18 protein-coding genes, 3 tRNA genes and 1 pseudogene are annotated in these 26,241 nt (G+C 60.2%); 5 read left to right on the top strand and 17 right to left on the bottom strand.

Annotated features, from left to right (window positions below; genetic code table 11):
• Positions 1 to 15: 15 nt before the first annotated feature.
• The 8 genes from AC1DK3_RS04915 to tig form a co-directional block, all read right to left on the bottom strand.
• A tRNA-Asp gene (locus AC1DK3_RS04915) sits at positions 16 to 92 on the bottom strand.
• Positions 93 to 222: 130 nt separating this feature from the next.
• On the bottom strand, positions 223 to 729 hold the full coding sequence (locus AC1DK3_RS04910; protein WP_477191154.1) for a DUF1993 domain-containing protein: 507 nt from the start codon (positions 727 to 729) through the stop codon (positions 223 to 225).
• Positions 730 to 1,862: 1,133 nt separating this feature from the next.
• Positions 1,863 to 1,937, bottom strand: a tRNA-Val gene (locus AC1DK3_RS04905).
• Between the two features lie 94 nt (positions 1,938 to 2,031).
• Complete coding sequence (locus AC1DK3_RS04900; RefSeq protein ID WP_092867617.1) at positions 2,032 to 2,310, bottom strand: HU family DNA-binding protein; 279 nt, start codon at positions 2,308 to 2,310, stop codon at positions 2,032 to 2,034.
• Positions 2,311 to 2,558: 248 nt separating this feature from the next.
• Positions 2,559 to 4,985 (bottom strand): endopeptidase La, encoded by a 2,427-nt coding sequence (lon, locus tag AC1DK3_RS04895; RefSeq protein WP_477191153.1) that lies wholly within the window; start codon positions 4,983 to 4,985, stop codon positions 2,559 to 2,561.
• 276 nt (positions 4,986 to 5,261) lie between these two features.
• Positions 5,262 to 6,512: an ATP-dependent Clp protease ATP-binding subunit ClpX gene (gene clpX, locus AC1DK3_RS04890; protein ID WP_477191152.1), complete on the bottom strand. Its 1,251-nt coding sequence runs from the start codon at positions 6,510 to 6,512 to the stop codon at positions 5,262 to 5,264.
• Between the two features lie 346 nt (positions 6,513 to 6,858).
• Positions 6,859 to 7,509: an ATP-dependent Clp protease proteolytic subunit gene (locus AC1DK3_RS04885; RefSeq protein WP_477191151.1), complete on the bottom strand. Its 651-nt coding sequence runs from the start codon at positions 7,507 to 7,509 to the stop codon at positions 6,859 to 6,861.
• Between the two features lie 98 nt (positions 7,510 to 7,607).
• On the bottom strand, positions 7,608 to 8,966 hold the full coding sequence (tig, locus tag AC1DK3_RS04880; RefSeq protein WP_477191150.1) for a trigger factor: 1,359 nt from the start codon (positions 8,964 to 8,966) through the stop codon (positions 7,608 to 7,610).
• Between the two features lie 484 nt (positions 8,967 to 9,450).
• Between tig and fdnG the strand changes: the two genes are divergently transcribed.
• The 4 genes from fdnG to fdhE are packed head-to-tail and all read left to right on the top strand — an operon-like array spanning position 9,451 to position 15,119.
• Positions 9,451 to 12,528 (top strand): formate dehydrogenase-N subunit alpha, encoded by a 3,078-nt coding sequence (gene fdnG, locus AC1DK3_RS04875; RefSeq protein WP_477191149.1) that lies wholly within the window; start codon positions 9,451 to 9,453, stop codon positions 12,526 to 12,528.
• An 11-nt stretch (positions 12,529 to 12,539) separates the two neighbouring features.
• Entirely contained in the window at positions 12,540 to 13,508 is a 969-nt protein-coding gene (fdxH, locus tag AC1DK3_RS04870; RefSeq protein ID WP_477191148.1) for a formate dehydrogenase subunit beta, read from the top strand.
• A complete protein-coding gene (locus AC1DK3_RS04865) occupies positions 13,505 to 14,179 on the top strand; it encodes a formate dehydrogenase subunit gamma (RefSeq protein WP_477191147.1) in 675 nt (224 codons plus the stop codon). Before fdxH ends, AC1DK3_RS04865 begins: the two co-directional genes overlap by 4 nt.
• Before the next feature lie 10 nt (positions 14,180 to 14,189).
• The gene (gene fdhE / locus AC1DK3_RS04860; RefSeq protein ID WP_477191146.1) at positions 14,190 to 15,119 is read left to right on the top strand and encodes a formate dehydrogenase accessory protein FdhE; all 930 of its coding nucleotides are present in this window, start codon (positions 14,190 to 14,192) and stop codon (positions 15,117 to 15,119) included.
• Positions 15,120 to 15,126: 7 nt separating this feature from the next.
• On the opposite strand, the gene AC1DK3_RS04855 is transcribed toward fdhE, so the two are convergent.
• Positions 15,127 to 16,194 carry a permease gene (locus AC1DK3_RS04855; RefSeq protein WP_477191145.1) on the bottom strand — a complete coding sequence of 356 codons (1,068 nt, stop codon included), beginning with the start codon at positions 16,192 to 16,194 and terminating at the stop codon, positions 15,127 to 15,129.
• A gap of 159 nt (positions 16,195 to 16,353) precedes the next feature.
• On the opposite strand from AC1DK3_RS04855, the gene selD reads away from it, so the two are divergent.
• Entirely contained in the window at positions 16,354 to 17,400 is a 1,047-nt protein-coding gene (gene selD / locus AC1DK3_RS04850; RefSeq protein ID WP_477191144.1) for a selenide, water dikinase SelD, read from the top strand.
• Positions 17,401 to 17,455: 55 nt separating this feature from the next.
• Here the strand turns inward: selD and AC1DK3_RS04845 are convergent.
• The 8 genes and pseudogenes from AC1DK3_RS04845 to AC1DK3_RS04810 all read right to left on the bottom strand — a co-directional run bounded on the left by AC1DK3_RS04845 (position 17,456) and on the right by AC1DK3_RS04810 (position 26,183).
• A tRNA-Sec gene (locus AC1DK3_RS04845) sits at positions 17,456 to 17,551 on the bottom strand.
• 117 nt (positions 17,552 to 17,668) lie between these two features.
• Positions 17,669 to 19,501: pseudogene (gene selB, locus AC1DK3_RS04840) on the bottom strand (selenocysteine-specific translation elongation factor); the annotation flags it as partial.
• A 5-nt stretch (positions 19,502 to 19,506) separates the two neighbouring features.
• Positions 19,507 to 20,940: an L-seryl-tRNA(Sec) selenium transferase gene (selA, locus tag AC1DK3_RS04835; protein WP_477191143.1), complete on the bottom strand. Its 1,434-nt coding sequence runs from the start codon at positions 20,938 to 20,940 to the stop codon at positions 19,507 to 19,509.
• Positions 20,941 to 20,986: 46 nt separating this feature from the next.
• Positions 20,987 to 21,529 (bottom strand): DsbA family protein, encoded by a 543-nt coding sequence (locus AC1DK3_RS04830; protein WP_477191142.1) that lies wholly within the window; start codon positions 21,527 to 21,529, stop codon positions 20,987 to 20,989.
• A gap of 161 nt (positions 21,530 to 21,690) precedes the next feature.
• On the bottom strand, positions 21,691 to 22,716 hold the full coding sequence (locus AC1DK3_RS04825; RefSeq protein ID WP_477191141.1) for a lysylphosphatidylglycerol synthase domain-containing protein: 1,026 nt from the start codon (positions 22,714 to 22,716) through the stop codon (positions 21,691 to 21,693).
• Positions 22,713 to 23,921 carry a bacteriohopanetetrol glucosamine biosynthesis glycosyltransferase HpnI gene (hpnI, locus tag AC1DK3_RS04820; protein WP_477191140.1) on the bottom strand — a complete coding sequence of 403 codons (1,209 nt, stop codon included), beginning with the start codon at positions 23,919 to 23,921 and terminating at the stop codon, positions 22,713 to 22,715. Before hpnI ends, AC1DK3_RS04825 begins: the two co-directional genes overlap by 4 nt.
• A 94-nt stretch (positions 23,922 to 24,015) precedes the next feature.
• A complete protein-coding gene (gene hpnK, locus AC1DK3_RS04815) occupies positions 24,016 to 24,864 on the bottom strand; it encodes a hopanoid biosynthesis-associated protein HpnK (protein ID WP_477191139.1) in 849 nt (282 codons plus the stop codon).
• 14 nt (positions 24,865 to 24,878) lie between these two features.
• Positions 24,879 to 26,183: a protoporphyrinogen/coproporphyrinogen oxidase gene (locus AC1DK3_RS04810; RefSeq protein ID WP_477191138.1), complete on the bottom strand. Its 1,305-nt coding sequence runs from the start codon at positions 26,181 to 26,183 to the stop codon at positions 24,879 to 24,881.
• Between the last annotated feature and the right edge of the window lie 58 nt (positions 26,184 to 26,241).

The raw sequence follows: 26,241 nt of genomic DNA, 5'->3' as shown, positions 1-26,241 counted from the left end.
TCGCTTCAATGGAAATGGCGCGAGAGACGGGACTTGAACCCGCGGCCTCCGCCGTGACAGGGCGGCGCTCTAACCAACTGAGCTACTCCCGCAATCCAGAAAGTGACGGGCGCCGAAGCGCCCGCCGTCACGACGCTGGGAATACGTGATGGCCGTCCGGCCGTCAAGCCGGAGATCGCATTCCAAAGACAACAAAAAATCGCGATTCGGCCCTGCAGTTGCTCACGTCCGGCCGAGAAAATCCCGCTTGCCGACTTCGAGGCCGTTGTGTCGCAGGATGTTGTAGGCGGTGGTGCAGTGAAAATAGAAATTGGGCAATGCGACGTGGAGCAGGTATTCGCGCCCGCTCAACGTCACATCGTTGCCTGCGAGCTTGAGCGTCAATTGCCTGCTATCGGAGCCGTCGAGCTGCTCGGGCTTGTACGCGGCCAGGAGAGCCTGGACCTTCGCGATGCGCGCCTTGAGCTCGGGAAGCGTCGTTTCCGTATCGGGGAAGCTCGGAACCTCGATACCGGCCAGCCGGGCCGGCGCCGCCTTGGCGAAGTCGGTTGCGAGCTGCACCTGCCGGGTGAGGTTGAACATATCGGGATAGAGCCGCGCGGCGAGCAGCACCGCGATATCGACTTTTTTTGCCGTGGCGTAGGCCTCGGCTTTATCGAGGATCGCATCGAGTGCGCTCAGCTGCTTCTGAAACGTCGGGATCGCAATGTCGTACATCGAGACGGACATGGGTGTTCTTTCTTCGTTGGACGGGACGGACGGGATAAGCGAGACGCCGCTTCACTTGGGAGGTTCAGGGCAAATTAAAAGATGCGTGGCGACCTCGACGAGAAAATGCGCCGGAGCATGAAAACCTTGTTCAATAACGCTGCCGTCCGGACGTTGCCTTTTGACGTGAACCGACCCCGTGAAAACAGCTGGTTGTATGGTCAAGATTGTGCTTGTACCCGTGAACTTTATCACCGACTCCTGCCAGAACATTCGGCCGGATCCGGATATTTCCAGGCACCCATCCCATCAGTTTGTCCTAGAGAGTTTCGGGGGGAAGCGACATGTTGAACGCATTGAGGCACGCCGCGTCACAAGGCGCCGTGTGGCCGCCGATCGAATATGAACTCATGGATCTCAAACCCCGCCTGACGGGCAAAGTACTTAATGCCGGTTCAGGTTGGCGCGATATTTCTCACTTGGTCCCCGGTGAATTGCTGCTCCCTTGTGTTTCAGGCTCTCTTAAGGGGACATTTGAGGTCGAGCATGGCGCGGCGTGCGTGTTGGGCCAACTGCGGGCCGCTGCCCTGGTATACGTATCCTGCGATTGAATTCCTCAGCGCCCGTCCGTTCAGAGACCGATCCGTCCGGGAATTCGGCGGTGGTCAATCGACACTGCGGTGGGTCGCGTGCGCTCGGCGCGACTTAACCATCGAGCGCGAAGTATCGCGGTACTTGGTCCTCTCGAACTTCTTCGGCTTCGCCCGTGGCGTTTCGTTGCGCCACCCAACGTCGATGTTTTTCAGCGAGGGCTGCTTTTTGATAAAACCGTCAATCGGCATCTCTAAGTTAGATGTTGGTTGAAACTCAGTCTCCCGTAAGCGCCAAAGATGTCGTCAATGACGGCGTAACGCTCAGGTTGGTGGATAGATGAGAACAGCCGTCAGTCGCTCATCATCACTTCAAGCCCGACAGCCATATTCGTCTTCGGATCGCGCTTGACCGCATACTTCCGCTTGCCGACCTGAGCTCCGATAGCCCGACTCGTGCCGTCGCGAAGGATCTGCCGTGGCGCACTCCGCTCTTCCTGCATCTGGGCAAAAACGTCGAAAAATTGTTGCGTTGAACAGGGAACACATAACTATTTGAAAACATGGTGGGCGGTGAGAGGGTCGAACTCCCGACATCCTCGGTGTAAACGAGGCGCTCTACCACTGAGCTAACCGCCCGAAGCGCCTTTGCTAATCGGTCTGCAAAGGCCTGTCAAAAACAAACACGCGCGCCGCTGACGCGACGCGCGCAAAAAAGATCGCTGATGCGGGCCTAGTTCAAATTCAACGCGTCCTTAAGACCCTTTGCCGGCGTAAACTTCGGCACGCGCGAAGCCGGGATCTGAATGGTTTTGCCGGTTGCGGGGTTGCGGCCTTCGCGCGCCTTACGGGCTGCGACCTTGAAGGTACCGAAATCGGGGATGCGCACTTCGTGGCCATCCTTCATCGCCGCGCGAATGTGCGCGAGAACGGCGTCAACCACGCCACCGGCCTTTTCCTTCGTCAGCTCACAATCTCTCGCAACGGCATCAATCAAATCTTTCTTGCTCATCTCGTCTTTCCTCTAATGTGGGAGATGGGTTTCAGCTCAGGGCGCGAAGCCCGAGGCGGCCACAATCGGGGAGTAGCCGGCCGCGCATGTTCGGYTAAAAGCGCCCAATCGCCCCTTCCGTCAAGCACAAAACGCCCGTGTTTCCGGACAAAAGCACATCAAAATGCTCAATCGGCACCTAAGAAAATGCCCCTGCACGGTTACCGCGCAGAGGCATCTATTTCGATAAATTTTCTGTTCAGGGGGGCTTAGTGAGCGGTGATCCGCGCACTGGCTTTTCCTGACTCTTTCGCCTCGAGCGCCTCGGCTTCCGCCGCCTCGTCCCAGGTGATGGGTTCCGGCACGCGAATGAGAGCGATCTTCAAGACTTCATCGAGACGCGAGACCGGGATGATATCCATCTTGGTCTGCACCTCGGCCGGAATTTCCGCCAAATCCTTGGCGTTTTCTTCCGGAATGATGACCGTCTTGATGCCGCCGCGGAGGGCCGCAAGGAGCTTTTCCTTGAGGCCGCCAATCGGGAGCACGCGACCGCGCAGCGTTATCTCGCCCGTCATCGCCACATCCTTGCGGACGGGAATGCCGGTCAAAACCGAGATGATCGCCGTCGTCATCGCGATACCTGCGGAAGGTCCATCCTTCGGCGTCGCGCCTTCCGGCACGTGCACGTGGATGTCGCGCTTCTCGAACAAGCTCGGATGAATGCCGAAGTCGATCGAGTGCGAGCGCACATAGGCGTTCGCGGCCTGAATCGATTCCTTCATCACATCGCGCAGGTTGCCGGTGACGCTCATTCTGCCTTTGCCCGGCATCATGACGCCTTCAATCGTCAGCAACTCGCCGCCGACCTCGGTCCAGGCAAGGCCCGTCACGATACCGACCTGATCCTCGAGTTCGGCTTCGCCGTACCGGTACTTCGGCACGCCGAGGAAGTCGTGGACGTTATCGGTCGTGACGACGATCGAGGTCTTCGACGACGTCAGGATTTCCTTCACCGCCTTACGGGCAAGCTTGGCAATCTCGCGCTCGAGAGAGCGGACGCCTGCTTCGCGCGTATAACGGCGAATGACTTCCTTCAGCGCTGCATCCTCGATGGACCACTCGCCCTGCTCGAGCCCGTGAGCGGTGTACTGCTCAGGAATCAAGTGGCGCTTGGCGATCTCGAGCTTCTCGTCTTCCGTGTAGCCCGCAAGACGAATGATCTCCATACGGTCCATCAGGGCCGGCGGGATGTTCAGCGTGTTGGCGGTCGTCACGAACATCACGTTCGAGAGGTCATAGTCGACCTCAAGATAGTGATCGTTGAACGTGCCGTTCTGCTCGGGATCCAAGACTTCGAGCAGCGCAGCTGCCGGATCGCCGCGGAAGTCCTGACCCATCTTGTCGATCTCGTCCAAGAGGAAGAGCGGATTGGTCCGCTTCGCCTTCTTCATGGACTGAATGACCTTGCCCGGCATGGAGCCGATGTAGGTCCGACGGTGGCCACGGATTTCGGCTTCGTCGCGAACGCCGCCGAGCGACATGCGCACGAACTCGCGGCCGGTCGCGTTCGCGATCGACTTTCCAAGCGACGTCTTACCGACGCCCGGAGGCCCGACGAGGCAGAGGATCGGCCCCTTCAGCTTATTCGTACGCGCCTGCACGGCGAGATACTCGAGGATGCGTTCCTTGACCTTCTCGAGGCCGTAGTGCTCCAGATCGAGAATCGTCTGCGCTTCGGCAATGTCCTTCTTGACCTTGCCCTTGATGCCCCACGGGATCGACAAGAGCCAATCGAGGTAGTTGCGAACGACCGTCGCTTCGGCCGACATCGGCGACATCTGCTTGAGCTTCTTCAGCTCAGCCAGCGCCTTGTCCTTGGCTTCCTTCGACAGCTTCGTGTTCTCGATCTTTTCCTCGAACTCGGCGATGTCATCGCGTTCGTCGGAATCGCCAAGCTCCTTCTGAATGGCCTTCATCTGCTCATTCAGATAGTACTCGCGCTGCGTCTTCTCCATCTGGCGCTTGACGCGCGAGCGGATCTTTCTCTCGACCTGGAGAACTGAAATCTCGCTCTCCATGAGCGTGTAGACGCGTTCCAGCCGCTCGGAGATGCTCGCGGTCTCGAGCACGTCCTGCTTCTCGGAGATCTTCACAGCGAGGTGCGAGGCGATCGTGTCGGCGAGCTTCGCGTAGTCCTCGATCTGGCCGACGTTGCTCAGAACCTCGGGCGAGACCTTCTTGTTGAGCTTCACGTAGCTCTCGAACTGCGTGACGACGGAGCGCGCAAGCGCCTCCAGCTCGTCCTTTGCGCCCGGAACTTCCGCGACGCGCTCGACCTCGGCTTCGAAGTAGTTGGCGTTGGTGGTGTAGCGCACGATCTTGGCGCGCGCGTTGCCCTCGACGAGAACCTTCACGGTGCCGTCGGGAAGCTTCAAAAGCTGGAGCACGGACGCGAGCGTGCCGATCTCGTAAATGGCGTCGGGCGCCGGATCGTCGTCGCCGGCGTTCTTCTGCGCGGCGAGCAGGATCTGCTTGTCGGCGCGCATGACTTCTTCGAGCGCCGCGATTGATTTCTCGCGACCGACGAAAAGCGGCACGACCATGTATGGGAATACGACGATGTCACGAAGAGGCAGAACCGGAAACAGCTCTTTGCCGGTGGCTTTCTCTTTGGTCTTTTTGTCTTCGCTCATTTCACTACCTATTCGCCGTGCGACGGAAGACTGTAACAGCCTTCCGCTGCATTCCACACTCGTTCCACTTAGGAGCCACGCTTCCCGCCCCTTTTTGTGGCGGCGGTCGGCATGCTCGTGAGCGCGAGCGCGGGGTGAGACCCAAGCTCAAGACACCGGTTTCAGGATTTCCTCGGCTGGCCGCTTGATGCCATTCCCTCCGAACAAATAGGGACCGGCGTCCCGCAAACAAGTCCCGGGACCAAGCCCCCGGAAGGCCGTTATTGTCGCGATGGGCTAAGCCGTCGAACCCTTTTCCTCGGCCCGGTCGGAGTAAATTCTGAGCGGCTTGGCCGAGCCTTCGACGACTTCCGGTCCAATGACAACCTCTTCAACGCCCTTCAGCATCGGGAGATCGTACATCGTGTCGAGCAGAATGCCTTCCATGATCGACCGCAGACCGCGAGCACCCGTCTTGCGCTCGATGGCCCTGCGCGAGATCGCCTTCAGCGCGTCGAGCGTGATCGTCAGCTTCACGTCCTCCATTTCGAAGAGGCGCTGATACTGCTTCACGATGGCGTTCTTCGGCTCGGTCAGGATCTGGACGAGCGCGGTCTCATCGAGGTCTTCCAGCGTCGCGATGACGGGCAGACGGCCGATGAATTCCGGAATGAGGCCGAACTTCAGCAGATCTTCCGGTTCGACGTTGCGCAGGATTTCGCCCGTGCGACGTTCGTCGGGTCCCGTGACCTTCGCGGAGAAGCCGATCGACGAGCCTTTGCCACGACGCGAGATGATCTTCTCGAGACCGGCGAAGGCGCCGCCGCAGATGAACAGGATGTTCGTCGTGTCGACCTGCAGGAATTCCTGCTGCGGATGCTTACGGCCACCCTGAGGCGGAACGGAAGCGACCGTGCCTTCCATGATCTTCAGAAGCGCCTGCTGCACGCCCTCGCCCGATACATCACGGGTGATCGAGGGATTGTCAGACTTGCGGCTGATCTTGTCGACCTCGTCGATGTAGACGATGCCGCGCTGCGCCCGCTCGACGTTGTAGTCGGCCGACTGCAGGAGCTTCAGGATGATGTTCTCAACGTCCTCGCCGACGTAGCCCGCTTCCGTGAGCGTCGTGGCGTCCGCCATCGTGAACGGCACATCGAGGATGCGCGCCAACGTCTGCGCGAGCAGCGTCTTGCCGGAGCCCGTCGGGCCGACCAGCAGGATGTTCGACTTCGCGAGTTCGACGTCGTTGTTCTTCGAAGCGTGGTTGAGGCGCTTGTAGTGGTTGTGGACCGCGACGGAGAGAACGCGCTTCGCGTGGAACTGCCCGATGACGTAGCTGTCGAGCACGTTGCAAATCTCTTGCGGCGTCGGAACGCCGTCACGAGATTTAACGAGAGTGTTCTTGTTCTCTTCGCGGATAATATCCATGCACAGCTCGACGCATTCATCGCAGATGAACACCGTCGGACCGGCAATTAGTTTACGAACCTCATGCTGGCTCTTGCCGCAGAAAGAGCAGTAGAGAGTGTTCTTCTCTTGAGCCATTTGTTCTCACCTTCCGTGCAAGACCCATCAATGCGATGTTCTTGCTTTGGCCCGCCATTCACGTCCGGCACTGAGCCGATTCTACGGCACGTGAACCTCATAACCAATCTGAGCACGCTAACGTTCGCGAGATCAAGATTGGATTAATGGAGCCCAGGCCGCCATGGGCCGCAAGCGGCGCTATTGCCACAGTTGATAAATGATCAGGCAACCACGCCAATTCAATGCGATAATTTACCTAAACGCCCACCGGCGTGCCGCGTTTGTTCTTGGCCGTCCCGGCGTGCGCTCAGTTCAAAGAACTCTGCGCACGCGCCGGGCGACTTAAGTGTTGCTTCTGCACTCGTCAACCTGACGATTTGCTCTCGAATACGCCGGCGTCGACCTCGTCGCGGTTTTCGAGGACCTTGTCGATGATGCCGAAGTCGCGGGCCTGGTCGGCGGTCATGAAGTAATCGCGGTCGAGAGTTTTATCGATCATCTCGTAGGTCTGACCCGTGTGTTTCACATAGGTCTCATTGAGACGCCGCTTCATCTTGATGATGTCCTCGGCGTGACGCTCGATATCGGACGCCTGACCCGAGAAGCCGCCCGAGGGCTGATGCACCATCACGCGGGCGTTAGGGAGCGCGTAACGCATGCCCTTCGCGCCGGCGCAGAGCAGGAGCGAACCCATCGACGCAGCTTGACCGATGCACAGCGTCGCGACCTGCGGCTTCACGAACTGCATCGTGTCGTAGATCGCCATTCCCGCCGTCACCACGCCACCCGGCGAGTTGATGTACATCGAGATCTCTTTTTTCGGATTCTCGGATTCGAGGAACAAAAGCTGCATGCAGATCGATGCAGCCATATGGTCTTCGACCGGTCCCGTTACGAAGATGATCCGTTCTTTCAAGAGGCGCGAAGGCAGGTCGTAGCCGCGCTCGCCGCGCGTTGTCTGCTCGACGACCATCGGCCAGAATGTATTCGTCAAAGTACTTACCGGATCGCGCATCGCCTTCGTCTTTCCTAATTTCGGCCGGCCCGTTCAGCAGACCGGCCAGACTCGCACGCTTCAGTCTCTAGCTTTCACTGCTCTGCAGATGAAGGCAATCAGCGTTCGGTCGCTTCTTCGACGGCCTTCAACAATTCGTCCCGCGTGACTTTCTTCTCCGCCGGCTTTGCGTTTTCGATGACGTGGTCGATGACCTTGTCTTCGAAGATCGGAGCGCGAAGCTCGGCCAGGGCGCCCGGCGTTTTCTCGTAGTATTCGTAGACCTGCTTTTCCCGGCCTGGGTAGCGGCGAGCCTGCTCTACGAGCGCGCGACGCAACTCATCCTGGGAAACCGTCAGAGTGTTCTTCTCTCCGATCTCGCCGATCACGAGGCCAAGGCGAACCCGGCGTTCGGCGATACCGCGGTACTCGGCGCGAGCCTCGTCCTCGGTTTTGCCTTCGTCGGCGAACGTCTTATTCGTGGCTTTGAGATTGTTCTCGAGCTGTGTCCATATATTGTTGAATTCGAAATCAACAAGAGAGGCGGGAAGCTCGAACGTGTGCGCCGTATCGAGGGCGTCCAGAATCTCACGCTTCAGCTTCGCCCGCGACGCTTGGTCGTACTCGCGCTTGATCTGCTCGGTTACGAAACCGCGCAGCTGCTCGAGACTCTCGGCGCCCAGGCCCTTTGCGAAGTCTTCGTCGATTGCGGGCGTTCTCGGCTTTGCGACCGCAGTCACCTTCACATCGAACTGCGCCGTTTTTCCGGCCAACGCCTGCATCGGGTAATCTTCGGGGAACGTCGCGTCCACGACCTTCTCGTCGCCGGCCTTCAAACCGACGAGGCCTTCCTCAAAGCCCGGAATAAACTGCTTTTTCCCGATAACGAGGCTCTGGCCTTCGGCGGAACCGCCTTCGAAGGCTTCGCCATCGATCTTGCCGACGAAATTCATCGTCACGAGGTCGCCCTCGGACGCTGCGCGTCCCTCTTCGGGATCGTAGGCCGTGTTGCGCTCGGCGAGATTCGTCAGCGCCTTCTCGATTGCCGCATCGTCGACGTCGGCGACGAGGCGCTCGAGCTTCAGCGACGACAGGTCTGCGAGCGGAATTGGGGGCAGAACTTCGAACGACATTTTATAGGCGAGATCGCCTTCGCCCTTGGCTATCTTCTCGAAGGTCTGTTCGTTGAAATCGACGAGCTCGACCTTCGGCTGCTGCGCCGGGCGCTCGTTGCGATCCTTGATGGCCTGAGCGCTCGTATCGTTGAGCGTCTGCTCCATCACTTCCTGCATCAGCGACTTGCCGTAGACCTTCTTCAAGTGCGCCAGCGGGACCTTGCCGCGACGAAATCCCTTGATCTGCACACGGTCTTTGAGTTCATCAAGGCGAGACGTGAAGCGCTCGTTGAGCTCTGCCTGACCGACAACCACCTCGAGTGTGCGCTTCAATCCGTCTCGTGCCGTTTCCGTGACTTGCATCGCCGTATCCTATTGCCGGTGCAGGCCGCTGCACCTCGCCGTTCAACTATTTGGGGAGACGCCGGCGCGTCTACAAAGCGCTAGCGCCGCCGGCTGCGCAATACCGGTGCAGGCAGACGTTGCCCTCCAGCTATTGCGTTGAATTTGCTTCGTTTTTTAAGCCACCGCGTGCCGCGGATTCATAACAGTCCCTGGAGGGGTGCCAGCATCGCGCGCCTGGAAGCCTAAGGGAGGCCTTAAACAGCCTTTCAGCGAGATTGGCAATACGCTGTCGTGATTGCTTCAAATTTTGAACCCTGCGCCTGATCGCGGCTCGGATCCGCGAGCGTCCGGCTTCCTCGCGGCGGCGGGTCGAGTAATTTGGAAGATGTCGAAAGTTTTAGGTAAGACCCAGAGGACGCTGAAAATTTTTCGGCAACCTTCACCGATTCTGGTATGTTGTTCATGCACGACGGCGTTTACACGCATGAGACGGAGTGCCGGTATGACTCTGACACGCAGAGGCTTCATCAAGCTGTCGGGCGCGACACTCGCCTCATCGAGCATGAGCGCGATGGGTTTTGGGGGCTGTGGCGCTGCGCTTGCCGAGTCCGTCCGGCCCTATAAGCTCGCCGCGGCCAAAGAGACGCGCAATACTTGCACCTACTGCTCGGTCGCCTGCGGCATCCTGATCTACACCTCGGGTGACGGCGCCAAGAACGCGCACTCCAACATCATGCACATCGAGGGCGATCCGGATCACCCGGTGAACCGGGGTACGCTTTGCCCCAAAGGTTCAGCCCTTCTCGACGTCGTGCATTCGCCCGGCCGGCTCCAGGTGCCGAAATATCGCGCGCCGGGAAGTAACGAGTTCAAGGAAGTTACGTGGGATTTCGCGCTCGACCGCATCGCACGGCTGATGAAGGACGATCGCGACGCGAATTTCATCGCGAAGAATGAGCACGGCACGACGGTCAACCGGTGGCTGACCACCGGCATGCTGGCGGCCTCGGCCACGTCCAATGAAACCGCACTGCTGACATGGAAGGTGGCCCGCGCGTTCGGCATGCTTGTCTTCGACAATCAGGCGCGTGTCTGACATGCGCCGACGGTAGCCAGTCTGGCTCCAACATTCGGTCGCGGTGCAATGACCAACACTTGGCAGGATATCAAGAATGCCAATCTGGTTCTGGTCATGGGCGGCAATGCCGCCGAAGCGCATCCTTGCGGCTTCAAATGGGCGATCGAAGCCAAGATCGAGAACGCCGCCAAGCTCGTTGTCGTCGATCCGCGCTTCACCCGAACTGCTGCGGTCGCAGACTACCATGCGCCGATCCGGCCTGGAACGGACATCGCGTTCCTGTCGGGCGTCATCCGGTATCTGTTGGAAACAGATCAGGTGCAGCACGAATATGTGCGCGCGTTTACGAGCGCGAGCCTGATCGTCAAAGAGAGCTTCAGTTTCGCCGACGGTCTTTTCAACGGCTATGACGCCGAGACCCACAGCTACGACAAGACGGATTGGGCCTACGAACTCGACGATCAGGGCTTCGCGAAGATCGACGACACGTGGGAAAATCCGCGTTGCGTCATCAATCTCATGCGCAAGCACGTCGACCGCTATACGCCCGAGACGGTGTCGCGCATCTGCGGAACTCCGATCGACAAATATCTGCACGTTTGCCAGTTGATCGCGTCGACATGCCTTCCCGACAAGGCGATGACGAGCCTCTTCGCGCTCGGCTGGACGCAACATTCCATCGGTTCGCAGAATATCCGCACGATGGCGATGGTTCAGCTTCTGCTTGGCAACATCGGCGTCGCGGGCGGCGGCATGAATGCTCTGCGCGGCCATTCCAACATTCAGGGACTTACCGACGTTGGACTCTTGTCGAACCAGATGCCCGGATATCTGGCGATGCCGAAGGATGAGGAAGTGACCTTCGAGGACTACATGAAGACGCGGCAGTTCAAGCCGCTGCGTCCAAACCAGATGAGCTACTGGCAGAACTATCGCAAATTCTTCGTCAGCTTCCAGAAGACCATGTTTGGCGAGGCGGCACGCGCCGACAACAATTGGGCTTATGACTGGCTGCCCAAGCTCAATGTTCCAATGTACGACATCATCAGGGCCTTCGAGATGATGGTCCATGGCGAGATCAACGGCTACATCTGCCAGGGCTTCAATCCGTTGCAGGCCTTTCCGGAAAAAAACAAAATCCGGCGCGGACTGAGCAAGCTCAAGTATCTCATCGTAATGGACCCGCTCGACACGGAGACGGCGCGCTTCTGGGAAAACGTCGGGCCGCTCAATCCATCCGACCCGTCCAAAATTCCGACGGAAGTTTTCCAGCTGCCGACATCATGTTTCGCAGAGGAAGACGGATCACTCGTCAACTCCGCGCGCTGGCTGCAGTGGCACTGGAAGGCTGCGAACTCACCGGCCCAGTCAAAATCCGACATCTGGATCTTGTCCGGCATCTTCCACCGGATCCGGGAGTTATACCGCAAAGAAGGCGGAGCCTTCCCCGATCCCATTTTCAATCTCTCGTGGAAATACACCAATCCCACCGATCCAAGCCCTGACGAATTGGCGAAGGACTTGAACGGCAAAACGCTCGCCGACATCAAAGATGCATCGGGAGCGGTCGTGCTCAAAGCGGGCCAACAACTCGACGGCTTCGGCCAGCTTCGTGACGACGGCACCACGGAAAGCGGTTGTTGGGTCTTTTCGGGTTGCTACACCGAGAAGGGCAACATGATGGCTCGCCGCGATACGTACGATCCGCGGGACCAAGGCATCACGCCGGATTGGGCGTGGGCTTGGCCGGCCAACCGCCGCATTCTCTACAATCGCGCCAGCGCCGACGTTGCCGGCAACCCGTGGAACCCGGCGAAACCCATCATCCAATGGAACGGCAGCCGTTGGGTCGGCATCGACGTTCCCGATTACGGACCAACAATCCCACCGTCGGAAGGCGTCGGCCCCTTCATCATGAACGCCGAGGGCACGGGCCGTTTCTTCGCGCTCGATCAGATGGTGGACGGACCATTCCCCGAGCATTACGAGCCGTTTGAATCGCCGGTGGAAAATCTGCTGCATCCCAAGGTTCAGAACAACCCGGCAGCCCGCGTATTTCCGGATGATCGCGCCGACTTCGGAACGTCCGCCGACTTCCCGTATGTGGGCACCACCTACCGGCTGACCGAGCACTTTCACTATTGGACGAAGCACGCGCTGATCAATGCGATCCTGCAGCCGCAGGAATTCATCGAGATCGGAGAAGTGCTGGCGAACGAAAAGGGTATCGCGAACAACAGCTGGGTTCGGCTGAGTTCGAAGCGCGGGTACATGGTCTGCAAGGCGTTGGTGACCAAGCGGATCAAACCGATGATGGTCGCGGGAAAACCCACGCACGTCATCGGCGTTCCGATCCACTGGGGCTTCACGGGCCTAGCGAAGAAGGGCTACGGCGCCAACATACTCACGCCGTCGGTCGGCGATGCAAACACCCAGACGCCCGAATACAAAGCGTTCCTTGTCAATGTCGAGCCGAGCAACGGACCTGAAGGCGAGGTCTGACGGAGTAGCCGATGACGAATTATCAATCGCAGAACTACATCCGCATCTCGGCGACGACCATCACGCCGCCCGCCGCGCGCAATTACGAAACGCAGATGGCGAAGCTCATCGACGTCACCCGCTGCATCGGCTGCAAGGCATGCCAAGCGGCATGCATGGAGTGGAACAACCTCAGAGATCCGGTCGGAACGTTTCACGGGACGCTGCAAAATCCCATGGATCTCGATCCCGAAACGTGGACGCTCATGCGCTTCACGGAATGGGAGAACGACAAAGGCGATCTCGAATGGCTGATCCGGAAGGACGGCTGCATGCATTGCGAGGACCCCGGTTGCCTCAAGGCGTGCCCCGCGCCCGGGGCCATCGTTCAGTACGAGAACGGCATTGTCGATTTCATCAGCCAGAATTGCATCGGCTGCGGCTATTGCGTGAAAGGCTGTCCTTTCGACATTCCGCGCATCAGCGAGGTCGATCACAAGTCGTATAAATGTACGCTGTGTTCCGATCGCGTGGCCGTCAACTTAGAGCCCGCGTGCGTGAAGGCGTGTCCGACCGGCGCGATCCTGTTTGGAACGAAGAAAAACATGACGGACTGGGCCGGCGAGCGGGTCGAAGATTTGAAGTCGCGCGGTTTCGAAAATGCCGGTCTTTACGATCCGCCCGGCGTCGGCGGCACGCACGTCATGTACGTCCTTCACCATGCCGATACGCCGACGATCTACGCCGGGCTGCCGGACAATCCGAGGATCAGTCCGACGGTCGAATTCTGGAAGGGCCTCATCAAGCCCGTGGCGCTGGTCGGCATTGCGGCGGCGGCCTTCTCGGGGTTCATGCATTGGGTCATTGCCGGTCCGAACGAAGTGCAGCCGGAAGATGAAGAGGCCGCCGAGCACCTCATCGAGGCCAAGGCAAAGGCGCCGCCACCGCCGGAAGCGGGCGGGAAACCGCGCCGGCCGGAGCCAGTGGAGCCTCAGGTATGACCAGACCACCCGGCGCATTGACGCGAAACGATACGGTGACGCGGATCAATCACTGGATCACCGCAATTTGTTTCATATTATTGATGATATCCGGACTATCGATGTTCGATCCGCTGCTCTATTGGATGTCCGCCCTGTTCGGCAGCGGGCAATGGGCGCGGGCTTCACATCCTTGGATCGGCATTGTGCTGTTCATCAGCTATAGCGGTCTCATCATTCAGTTCTGGCGCGACAATCTTTGGAACAGGGACGATCTTGCCTGGATGAGGGCGATCAATCTTGTTCTCGCCAATGACGAGGAAAACGTTCCGGAAGTCGCGCGTTTCAACGCCGGGCAGAAATTCGTCTTCTGGTCGATGGCGCTTCTCGTGCCGGTGCTCCTCATTAGCGGAATCTTGATTTGGGAAGTGTACTTCGGAACGTCCACGTCGATCCCGACGCAGCGTGCTGCGCTCCTTATTCATTCGATGGCGGCCATCGCCGCGATCATTATCTGGATCGTTCATGTCTATGCGGCGATCTGGGTTCGCGGATCGATGCGGGCAATGACCCAAGGCTACGTGACGCCCGGGTGGGCCTGGCGTCATCATCGCAAATGGTTTCGTTCGCTGGTGGCTACGGGGTCCAACGGGCCGAGGCCGAATGTCGTAACGCGAGAGACGCGCGAATGAGGTTGCGTTCATGAGGCAAGGTGGAGCGCCGCCAACGGGCAAGTGGATCGGTAACCCGCAGGGCGGCGTCAAAACTCCCGAGGCGTTATTCCTGCCCGATCCCACGACGCGTTTTTCCGCAACCGCTCATCGTATGCGGACGTTGTCGGTCGATCATCCCATGGCCGAATGGCTGACGTTCATGGCCGATCTTTCGGATGCGCAACACATCGCGGCGACGACGCTGGCGCCGATGCCGCCCATCGACCGTTCGCTGATCGACCGCTCGGTGGCGGGGCGGATTCCGCCACTCGCCGCAGACGGGCATCACCGCAATTCGGCGTGGCGCGACGGTCTCGCGCTCATTCTCGATGCGCTTGAAGGATGTTCGCTTCCGGCGCCCGCGCGCGAGACGATCACCAAAGTGCGCAGCTCGACAACCGAGACAATCGAAGATCTTGCGGATGGCTTCCTTCGCGATAGCGTCCGCGGCGACGACGCCGGCGCTGCTCTTTATGTGGCTGCGGCACTTCAAGTTTATTTCACGCGGCTTGCCGGGTCTCTCGACGCTTCGGCGTTGCGGCTGCTGCCACAGCGGGGGCTTTGCCCGTGCTGCGGTTCGACGTCGGTTTCGGGATTGATCACCGCATCGGGAGACGCGCCGGGAATTCGCTACCTCTATTGTTCGCTGTGCTCGACGGCCTGGAACCACGTTCGCGCGATATGCATCACCTGCGAGAGTTCCCGCAAAGTTTCCCTCAAGGAGATCGAGGGCGGCCCGGGCGTCGTCAAAGCAGAGACCTGCGACGACTGCCAGACGTACGCAAAGATGATTTATCAGATCAAGGATACGAAAGCCGATCCTTACGCCGACGACCTCGCGACGCTCGGTCTCGACATCATGGTTTCCGAAGCGGGCTGGGCACGGCACGCACCCAACCCGATGCTGCTCATCGGGTAGATCGATCTTATAATTTGAGACCGGCGGCAATCAGTCCGGCGATGATGCCAAACGCCACGATCCCGCCCGCCACCGTGAGAAGCGTCTGTGCGCGGAACGATCCACTGACCATCGCGAGAGATGGCAGGCTCACCGGCGGCAGCGTCAGCAATAGCGCCGCCGCGGGTCCAGCGCCCATTCCGAGCGCGAGCATCGCTTGAACGATCGGCACCTCACCTGCTGTCGGGATCACAAACAGCATTCCGGCGACCGCGAATGCCACGATCCAGCCGATGTTGTTGTCGACCGCGGGGCCGATCTCGGGAAACAACCAAGCGCGGGCTGCTCCGAGCAGCAAGACCAGGATTATGTATTCCGGGATCAGGCGCACCGACATGCGAACGAAAATTTCGATCCAGCGAACGAACGCGTTCGGGCCCGTCGCTTCCGATGTCGCGGACTTGGCTGTCAGTTCCGCAATACGCGCTTCGGCTGCTGCGGCCTCCTTCGGCGTCACCATCAGATTGACGAGGTAGCCGAGACCGAACACCATCGGCACACCCAAAAGGACGCGCAGGGCTGTCCAATTCCAGCCGAGGACAAACCCCATGAACACGAGCGTCGCGGGATTGAGCACCGTATTGCCGAGCCAGAAGGCGATCGCGGCGCCGGGGGATGCCTGACGTTCGCGCATTCCGACGACGACGGGAGCCGCACAGCACGTGCACATCATGCTCGGCACCGAGAGCATTCCGGCGACCGTGACAGTGCCGAAGCCCGTCTTGCCCAGCACGCGCGCCACCCAATCAGCGGGCAGCAGCGCTTGAATTGCCGAGCCTAGCAAAAGCCCGAGCACCATGGCCTGCCAGATTGCTTTGCCGTAAGCCAAGGCGTAGCCGAACGCCGCGTCCCATGATGGTGCGGGCGGCGTGGCTGCCGTTCCCATCAGTATTGAATTTCCGATCGAATGGTTCGCCGCAGCGACGAACGCGCGGTTATAGTATGGGAACCATTTTACGTAGAAAAGCCCGACGACCGCCAACGTCAGAAAGACGATCCACCTCAGCGTCATCCCGGATTGGCGAGCGGCGTTCATCCATTCCTCCGACTGATAATGCGGGTGGCGATGCGGGTGAGTATTTCTGCCGTAGCGTATACGGATCGTCTACATATATATCCTGGTACGAGGCAAACAGATTTGAGTTATATTCAGTTTCCTCCTGATAAACCTGCGCTCCGCAACGAGGCATGAAATATGCTGGGCACTGTAATTCGCCTGACCGATCTGGCGCATGGCGGCGGCTGCGGGTGCAAGCTCGCTCCTTCCGTCCTACAGCAGCTGCTGGCCGGGCAGCCGGGGGCTGGCCCCTTTTCGCAACTGCTCGTCGGAACGGAAACCGGCGACGACGCTGCCGTCTGGCGTTTCGACGACGATCAATGCGTTATCGCGACGACCGATTTTTTCATGCCCATGGTTGATGACGCGCGCGACTTCGGCCGCATCGCCGCGGCCAATGCCATTTCCGACGTATACGCCATGGGCGGGCGCCCGATCATGGCGCTGGCGATCCTCGGAATGCCGCTCGACAAGCTTCCCGTCGAGACCGTGCGTGAGATCCTCGCGGGCGGCGCGTCCGTTTGTGCTGAGGCAGGTATTCCCATCGCGGGCGGCCACTCGATCGACACGCCGGAGCCGATCTATGGGCTCGCCGTGATCGGCCTCACGAAGCATCAAAACGTCCGCCGGAATTCCGGCGCGATGCCGGGTGACGCGATCATCCTGACGAAGGGGATCGGCGTCGGCATCTATTCTGCAGCTTTCAAGAAGCGCTCGCTGCCCGCGGATGCCTACGCCGAAATGATGGCTTCGACGACCTTGTTGAACCGCATCGGCCAAACGCTCGGCGAGGTTCCGTCTGTGCACGCAATGACTGACGTGACCGGCTTCGGACTACTCGGACATGCTCTCGAGATGGCGCGCGGGAGCGGCGTCAGCATCGATATCGCGTATGACCGCATCCCATTCCTATCGTCCGCCGAAGCCCTGGCGGAGGCGGGCTTTGCGACGGGCGCGTCGGCGCGCAACTGGGCAAGCTATGGGCACGAGGTCGTTTTGCCGGCAAGCCTGCCGGCTACTGGACGAACGCTGCTGAGCGATCCGCAGACATCGGGCGGCCTCTTGATCGCATGTGCCGACGAGCACGCCGAAGATATCCGCAGCACGATCGAAGAAGCCGGTTATCCATCGGCGCGCATCATCGGCATGGTCAGAACCGGCGAACCGCGGATCAATATTTTCTAGTGCGATTGCCGCCACTATTTCGGGCGCGCGTCGCGGGTACTTTTTTCGGCAATGTTGGCGGAGGCGAGTGGGAGTCGAACCCACCTGGGACAGGCTCGCTGCCCCACTCGGATTTGAAGTCCGAACGTCCCACCGGGGACGCTTCGCTTCCGTGCACATCAGCGGACGAAAGCACGACACTTCCGAACAAGTCCAGCCGATGCTCATTTATGCGCCGGAGATCTCCCTTGCGCAGCGTTACGCCATGCCGGTCCATGAACTCCAAGATCTGAATCGCGACCTTGCGCCCGTTGTCGAGGCGATTGCGGAGGTCGGCGGCGTTGAACGATTTGCTTTCCGACCGCGCCTCTATGCCAGCCGCGATGGCCACGATCTCGCGGATGGTGCCTCGCAGGAAGAAGTGGTCGTGCGCGACCTCGTCGACCCATCCCAGCCGGCTTGCGAGTTTCAGCAGGCGGCGAACCTCGCGCTCAGGGTTTCCCGTCGCCGCCGCGATATCGCGCACGCGCGGCGGGCGAAAGCGCTCATCGCCCCCGAGAAGCTCCGCGGTCGCTATCCAGGCCGCCTCGTCGCCGGGTGCAAGCCGCACGCTATGGGACGTGAGGCGAACGAATGCGCCGTCGCGTGCGATGCCGCCTGCTTCCGACAATTTCTGGAGTGCCACTGCGAATGTTGTTTTGCCGAGGCGCGGCTGCAGCATGAGGCGAAGCTGCTCGCGTCCGATGCCCTGGAGATCTGGATTCGTGGCGTGATATTCCGCGACCTTCTCGCTGAGGCTCTGGGCAAACAACTTCCATCGAAGCGGCGACAGGGCTGTTAGGGCGTCACGGGATTCCAGGATCGTCAGTCCGAGACTGGAAGCGAGCCGTCCTATTTGCACGCTGGAGAGCCCCCGATCGCGCGCGAACGCTGCGAGATCGACAGAAAACGGCGCCACCTCAAGTAACGCCGATAACGACGCCGGGGGATCATCGATCGCCCATGCTTCGCGTTGCGCCTGCCGCTCCGGCGTTCGCCGCTTTCGGGACAGCGCACGGAGGTCGATAAACTTGCCGCCGCCGATGGTGCGTTGTGCAGACACATCCCGCAAAACGAAGCGATCCTGCACACCTGCAGCGATCGGCTGATCGAGAACGAGTTGGACGTGGGCTGCGGCTCCCGGCTCAAGAGATTTGTCGTCGAGCAGAACGATACGCGCACCGACTTCGGTCGCCGCGTGATGCAAACGCACGGGAAACCATTGTCCAATCGGCTTTTCCTCCGTCGGCAACACCCGCAACACCGCGTCGATGCGATCTGTCGGCGCGTGAAGTGCCGGATCGAGCACGACGTCACCACGATGAATTGCATCCTTGGAGATATCCGCTCCGCTCAGGTTGAGCGCGCTGCGGTCGCCGGCTTTTGCGAACTCGGCAGGTGTGTTTTGAGCGTGGATCGAACGCACGCGCGCCGGTAATCCCGACGGACTGAGCTGCACCTGATCGCCGAGGCGCACCTGCCCAGAGAGAACCGTGCCGGTTACGACGACGCCCACGCCGGGCAATGTGAAAACGCGGTCGACCGCGAGGCGAAAGCGCCCTTCCGCCGATCGCGCGTGGATCAGCGAGGCAGCTGCAATAAGATATTTCCGCAGTTCATCGATGCCCTGTCCGGTGATGGCCGAGACGGCCATGACATCGGCGTTCGCGAACGCCGTACCGGCAATCGCCTCTTTGATCTGGCCCGTGACTTCGGCGATGCGCTCGCCGCTCACGAGATCGGCCTTCGTCACAACAGCGACGCCCTGGCTGATGCCGAGGAGATCGAGGATCGCAAGATGTTCGAGCGTTTGCGGTTTGACCCCGTCGTCGGCGGCGACCGTGAGCAGAGCAAAGTCGATGCCGCTAGCGCCCGCCAGCATCGTGTGCACGAAGCGCTCGTGGCCGGGAACATCGATGAAGCCGAGGATTTGACCTTCCGGCGACGGCAGATATGCAAAGCCGAGATCGATCGTGATCCCGCGCGCTTTTTCTTCCTTCAGGCGGTCGCCGTCGACGCCGGTCAGCGCTTTGACCAGCGCCGTCTTTCCGTGATCGATGTGGCCAGCTGTGCCGATGATCATCTGTTTTATCGGCTGCGTTGCCCGTTCCCGGATTGGGCCGGGACGCTGCGGTCGAGTTCATTCAAAACAGATAGAAATGCGGCTTCATCGGTCAAGCATCTAAGATCGAGAATAAGAGCCCCGTCGTCCAGTCTGCCGATGACAGGGCGAGACAAGCCGCGCAACGCAGCTGCCAGATGCTCGAGCCCACCACCACCGGCATTCGAAGCGATAGCGAGGCCGGCGCTCGATATCGTATCGAGCGGCAGCGCACCTGAACCGATCTGGCTTTCGCATTCGCAGATCGTCGCGGTGAAGGCTCGTCCGACCGCGCGCCGAACATCTGGCAGAAGACGCCGCGCTTGGTCTTCGATTTCAGAATGACTGCGCGCGAGCAGCCGGAGCGTCGGCAAGCGTTCAGCAAGGCGATCCGGATCGCGATACAGCTTCAGCGTCGCTTCGATCGCCGCGAGGCGGATCTTGTCGACGCGAAGCGCGCGTTTCATGGGATTGCGGTTGATGGCTTCGATGATGGCGCGCTTGCCCACAATGAACCCCGCTTGCGGGCCTCCGAGAAGCTTGTCGCCCGAGAATGTGACTACGTCCGCGCCTTGCGCGACGGCCTCGCGCACCGTCGGCTCTTTCTTCAGGCCATACCGGGACAAATCAACGAGCGTGCCCGATCCGAGGTCGTTCATCAGCGCGACGTTTGCCTCCGCCGCGATGCGGGCGAGCTCCGCGCCACCGACTTCGGACGTAAATCCGAGAATGCGATAGTTCGAGGTGTGGACCTTCAGAATGACGCCGGTCGCTTCGGTGAGCGCGGCCGTATAATCTTTCGCATGCGTCCGGTTCGTGGTTCCGACTTCGACGAGCGTCGCTCCGGCTCTGGCCATGATGTCGGGCATGCGGAAAGCGCCGCCGATCTCGATCAACTCGCCCCGGGAGACGATGGCTTCGTGTCCGCCCGCAAGGGTGTTGAGCGCGAGAAGAACTGCGGCCGCATTGTTGTTAACGACGGTTGCATCTTCGGCACCGGTCAACGCGCAGAGAAGCTCTCTCACGTGATTATCGCGTTCGCCGCGCCGGCCTGTCGCCAAGTCGAATTCCAGGGCGACCGGTTCTCGCATCGCTTCGACCGCGGCCTCGATCGCGGCTTCAGCGAGCACCGCGCGCCCGAGGTTGGTGTGGAGCACGGTGCCCGTGAGATTGAAGAGCGGGCGCGGACCGGAGCGATCCTCGTCCACGAGACGGGCCAGCGCCAGGGTCGCCACCTGTTCGACCGTCGGGACGACTGATGAGCCGGACTTAAGGGCTACCCTTGTTTCCGCCAGGACCCTGCGGATCGTCTCGGTCGAGGCGGCGCGTCCGAAGCGCTCCACGAGCGTTGCGGCGGTCACGCTATTCAGAACGGCATCGACGGAAGGTAATTCGCGGAGGGCTGCACTCGAAATTTCCACTTCGACCTCAAGGGAAGAGATTCAACATACGCCCGCCGTTACGCCGTCAGCCGTCGAACCCTGAGCGGCCGGACCCGGTGGCGTCCAAGGCCGCGACGATGGCTTCGACATCGCGCGGTCCATCGAAACGCTGCCCATTAACGAATAAGCACGGCGTTCCGTTCACGCCGCTGCGAACGCCGCCTCGAAAATCGCGCTTGATATGATCGGCATAGCGGCCGCCGAACGCCTGTTGGACGGCGTTATCGCTCAACCCGACTGCACTGGCGTCAACCAGCAAGTCGTCATCCGCGAGCGCCATTTGGTTCTCGAAGAGAAGATCGTGCATCTCCCAAAAGCGGTCGATTGCGCCGGCCGCTTCAGAAATTTCTGCCGCGTGCAATGCGTGCGGGTGAAGCCGTATAAGCGGGAAATGCCGATAGACGAACCGCAGCTCGTCGCCCATGGCCTCTTGCACCGCCTTGATGACCGAATAGGTGTCACCGCAGTAGGGACACTCGAAATCACCGTATTCAACCAAGGTCATTGGCGCATTCGGCGAACCTTCGATGTGATCTTCGCGGGAAACCGGTACAGATAATTGGCCCATGATTTGCCTCTCATATGCCAACGTTCAGCGGACTGCCTATATGGTCAGTAAAGCGCTTTCGCTATCGCAAGACAACAGAACACCCGCGCCTAACACGCCGTTCACAGGTCCACGGCAATTCGGGGTCGACCGTTAACGATTTTGGGTTGAAGGCGAGCGCGCTATTTGCGGGAGGCCGCAAGGCGGCCGTGCCAGAGGCGTTTGCCTTCCGCGAAATGCCACGCCAGGAGACCGGGGACGCCGGAGGTTATCTCGCGGGCACGTTTCAGCAGCGATAGGGCGAGAGCGACATCGGGGCCCAGTCCGAACAGCGCGCCGACAACGACATAGCCGCCCTCCTGCACACCCGCAGCCCAAGGAACAATGAAGGCCGCCGTTCGAAGTGCGAAGACAAGGCTTTCGAGAGCAAGGACGTCTCCTGCCGAAAGCGTGTGGTTCATGAACCAAAGAGCGATCCACGTTTCGGCGGCGCCCGCGAGCCAGCCCAGCAGGTGCAGGAAGGTCGACGCGATCACCGCGCCCTTCTTGCGATAGATCGCCTGGACGGCTGCGTGAATGCTGTCGCTGTCGGATAGCCCTTCCCAGGCGCGCGTGAAGCCAAGCTTTGCGGGTAATGTTTCGAGAAAAAGTATCAGGCCCTTGTTCTGCGCGATGAGGAAGCCGACGACCGCGATGGTTGCGATGCAGAGGCCGGCGGCCGCCCACCACGCGGCGGCTTCATCCGGATGGTAGATGAAGAGCAATGCCAGCCCCATGAAGGTATAGATGAGCTGGCTCAGCATCTCCGTCGTCATGTCGGTAATCGTCGTCGCGGCCGCAACGTTCACCCGCAGGCCGTGCTTGCTCAATTCCCGGGCGCCAGCAGCCTCGCCTGCTCCGGGGATGATCGCGAGCAGGTTGCCGATGCTGTCACGAATCCAGCGCGCCCAGAGGAATAGCAGACCGCTGTGCTCGGGATGGCTCTCGACGAGCAGCACGCGCCAAGCCCACGCGCAGAGCACGAGCGAGGCGAGATAGGCCGCGAGGATTGCCGCCATGCCGCGCAAGCCTGCCGTCGCCATGGCGTCCCAGACACCGGAGATGCCGAAATAAACGACGAGGCAAATCGCGACAGCTATTCCCGCCATCGCGGCGATAAAGAACGCGATGCGCGAGCTAGGCGGACTTGAGACCGGCTCGGCGCTCATCGCTTGTCTCCGAGCGATACGGCCTCGCGATCAGAGCCGGCGGAGCGAGCGTTACGACCGTCAGCGATGAGCTTGCGGAAGGTTTCGTACGTGAAGATGTTCTTACCCCAGCGCACTTTGTTGCCGAAAAGGCCGAAAGCCCAAGCGAAGAAGCAGACGCACTCGCGCAGCGGGACCAGCCAAGGCTGAGGCGGCGTGTTCATCCGGAAGCTTTGGCGAACTTGGTAATGGAGCGCGATGCGAAGCACGATCTCCAAGACGATGATCGAAAGTCCGACGATGGACGGCCACGGAAGCAGCAGAACGAGAAGCAACGGCAGCGGCCAGGTGATGACCGACATGAAATGATCGGCCGGGCGGCAGAAGCGCTCCATCCGCTGCCACAGGATTTCGTGGCGGAACAACTCGCTGAAACTCTTCTCCGCTACGATGGTGTCACAACAATAGGATGACAGAACGATCTCGTAGCCGCGCTGAGCCGTGAGGTTTCCGAGCGCGAAGTCGTCGGGGAAGAAATTGGAGAGATGATCGAAGCCGCCGAACGAGTCGAGAGCCTCGCGGCGAACGCTGCACATTGCGAATGCGAAATCGATACCGCGAAGCCCGACGTCCACCAGGACCGACGGTGCGAACCAGTCGCTGATATTGAGGGTGCCGAAATCGGCGGCGGCGGCTCCTCCATAGGGAAGGCCTTTGTAGATGGACGCGACCGCGCCCACCTTCGGATTGACGAACGGAGCGGCCATCGACGCGATGCAATTTCTATCGACGCGAAGGTCAGCGTCGGCGACGAGCAAAATGTCGTAACGCGCGGCCTTATAAATGTTCGCGAGGTTGGATGCCCGCGGATTGGGTCCGACGAGATTTGCATCGACCACGAGCCTGATATTGCGATCGGGGAACTCGGCGATCAGGCGCTTGACGACCGCGACGGCGGGATCGGTCTCCGAGTGCGCGCCGAAAATGACTTCGTACTCCGGCCAATCCTGATCGCAGAACGTGCGAAGGCAATCGTAAAGGAATGGCTGGGCGCCATGGACAGGCTTCAACACCGAAACGGGCGGGCGCCATCCGTCTACCGATACCGGACGTTCACGGAAGCGCCGCGTGAAATACAGCGCGAGCACAAGATAGGCCAAGGCCGCAAGACCCAGGATGATACCGGCGATCACCGCGGGATTGAGGACCACGATTGGCAAGTGCATGCGGCAGAAGTCTCCCCAGGCGATGAGATCAGGCGGCTAACGCGCGGCGACGATTATTCCGGTCGGCGTAGCACATGCTGCAGCTTTCGACACCTCAGGCCGAGAAGGCTGCTTTGAATGTCAGAGGCCGCAACCCAAGGGCTGCAACTTTGGCGCGGACAACCGGGCTGACGAGCCCGCTGTATTCCTCGGCCGAGCCGTAGGTTTGAGGCTGATTTTCCATGCGCTTCGCGGGGTGCGCATAAAGCTCCGTCACGCCGTCGGGCAGGTGGTCCAGGTAGGCGAGAATGCGCTTTTCGGTCATGGCGCCCGTGTCGTTGACGCCGAAGATGTGATCGTTGAGCGCCAACCCTGCGCTTTTGAGCTTTCGACGCATCCTTGACGTCAACCCAGCATAGAGCGCCCAGTTGAAGAGCCGCCGAACAGGTTTGTCGGCGCCCGCTTCCCACGATGGCCAAAACGGCTCGACCGGATATCGAACCGGCGGCGATCCGTAACGCGGTGCGAACTTCGCGATAGCGTCCGTCACGGCCGGGTGCATGTGGAAATGGTGATGGCCATTGATGTGATCCATCACGAGGCCGGTGCCTTCGAAACGTTGGAACTGCGCTTCGATCTCGGCTTCGGCCTGACGCCGCATCTCGCCCGAGAAGTACAGATTGAAGCCGAACAGCTCAGGGTTATTCGAGAAGCATCCGTCGCGATCGACGAGCAGGGGTATCTTTTCGGGCGGCAGGACCGGGCGGCTATCCACCAAATGGATGTGCAGGCCGACGCCGAGGTTCGGCAGGCGCTTCGCGCGTTCGACGGCGTCGGAAAATGCATCGCCTCCGCACATCAAGCTCGTCGCCGAGAGAATTCCGTCGCTGTGGGATGCTTCAATGCCGTCGTTGACGGGGATCGACATTCCGAAGTCGTCGGCGGTCACGATCAATGATTTCACGCGGCGGCCTCCTCTCATCCGGTCAGCGCTTCAACCGTAGTTAACGCCGAGCTAATCGAATCTTCCATGCCCACATAATCCCATAGTCCATACCGTCCGATGGGATGAATTCCCGCCGCATTCAGCCGCGAGAGAATGTCGCGCACGAGCTGATCGCGTTCCGGCGTGTGATGAACGTAGGCGCAGCGGATCACATGCGCCACCGTGCAGACGATGTCTTCGCTTCTGACCCATCCGAGTTTTTCAAGCGCGGCGATGACATCCGTCTGAAGTTTACTCGCGATGTCGGTGCGGTCGATATCCTCGCCCGGAACGCCGACCTCGACGTATACGGCGTTATAGCCATTCGAGCACATAGCCGGGCTGATGTTTGAATAGCAGCCGAACCGATAGAATGGGATGTCGCGGTCGGGCACATAGACCCAATGGGCGTCCTTGAGTGCGCTCGGCAATTTTCCGCGAACGCCGAAGTTGAAGCTGATGGTTGAGCTGTGGCTCAGCTGTTCGGCGGCAGCCGTCAACTGCGGGTCCCGTGTCAGCTTGCAGAGCGCCTTGAGAGGAATGCTCGGCAGCATGTTTTCCCATGCGATGCTGCGGCCCGCGCTCGTCGTGACGACGCGGCGTTCGAGATCGATGCCGATAATCTCTTCGTTCGTTGCAACGCTCTTCAGTCCTTGGGCGAGGCCACGCGTCAGAACGTCGATGCCGCCGCGCTTCGGATACCAGAACGTTGAATTGTATTCGGCGGTCTCCACGGCCTCATTCGCGAACCCGGCGCGGATACGCTTTTCGTCCGGCTGCGGGAAAAACCTTTTGACGGCGCCGATCGAGAGACGATTGAGCGGCGTCGCCATCGTCTTCTCGTTTTGCGGAATGAGAAACCGATCGGCAACGGCCTGGCCGAAGCCTGAAACGATGAACTCGCGAAAGCCTTCGATTTTGCCGCCGGGTGTGGGTCTCTCGTCGTAGGACGTCTCACACTCTTTGCGCAGCTCGTCCGGCAATTCGCCCAGGTGATATTGAATGGGCGCATCGACGAGACGGCCGCCAGCGAAGAAATAAGACTTCCTCTCGACCGTCTCCCAGTCATCGTCGTTCAAATGCGCGTGGGGAATCTGCGACGGCGACGGAAAGCGGCGAAGATGAAGAAAGTGCCCGGTGTAGTCGAAGCAGAAGTCCTCGACTTGTGTCGTGCGCGTCAGGCCGCCGACAGCGGGGCAGCGCTCCAGCAACAGGTAATCTCGGCCGCTCGCCTGCAAAGCCTGAGCTGCGGCGAGGCCCGAGATGCCTCCCCCGGCGACGAGCCATTTCCGAGACATCTCAGTCAGTATCCGAGGTTGTTGGTCCGAGAGCGATTGGTCTGAGACTGGCGCCAAC

Source organism: Hyphomicrobium sp. 01T421, from assembly GCF_056398805.1.
This window is presented reverse-complemented; position numbering and strand designations above follow the sequence as displayed.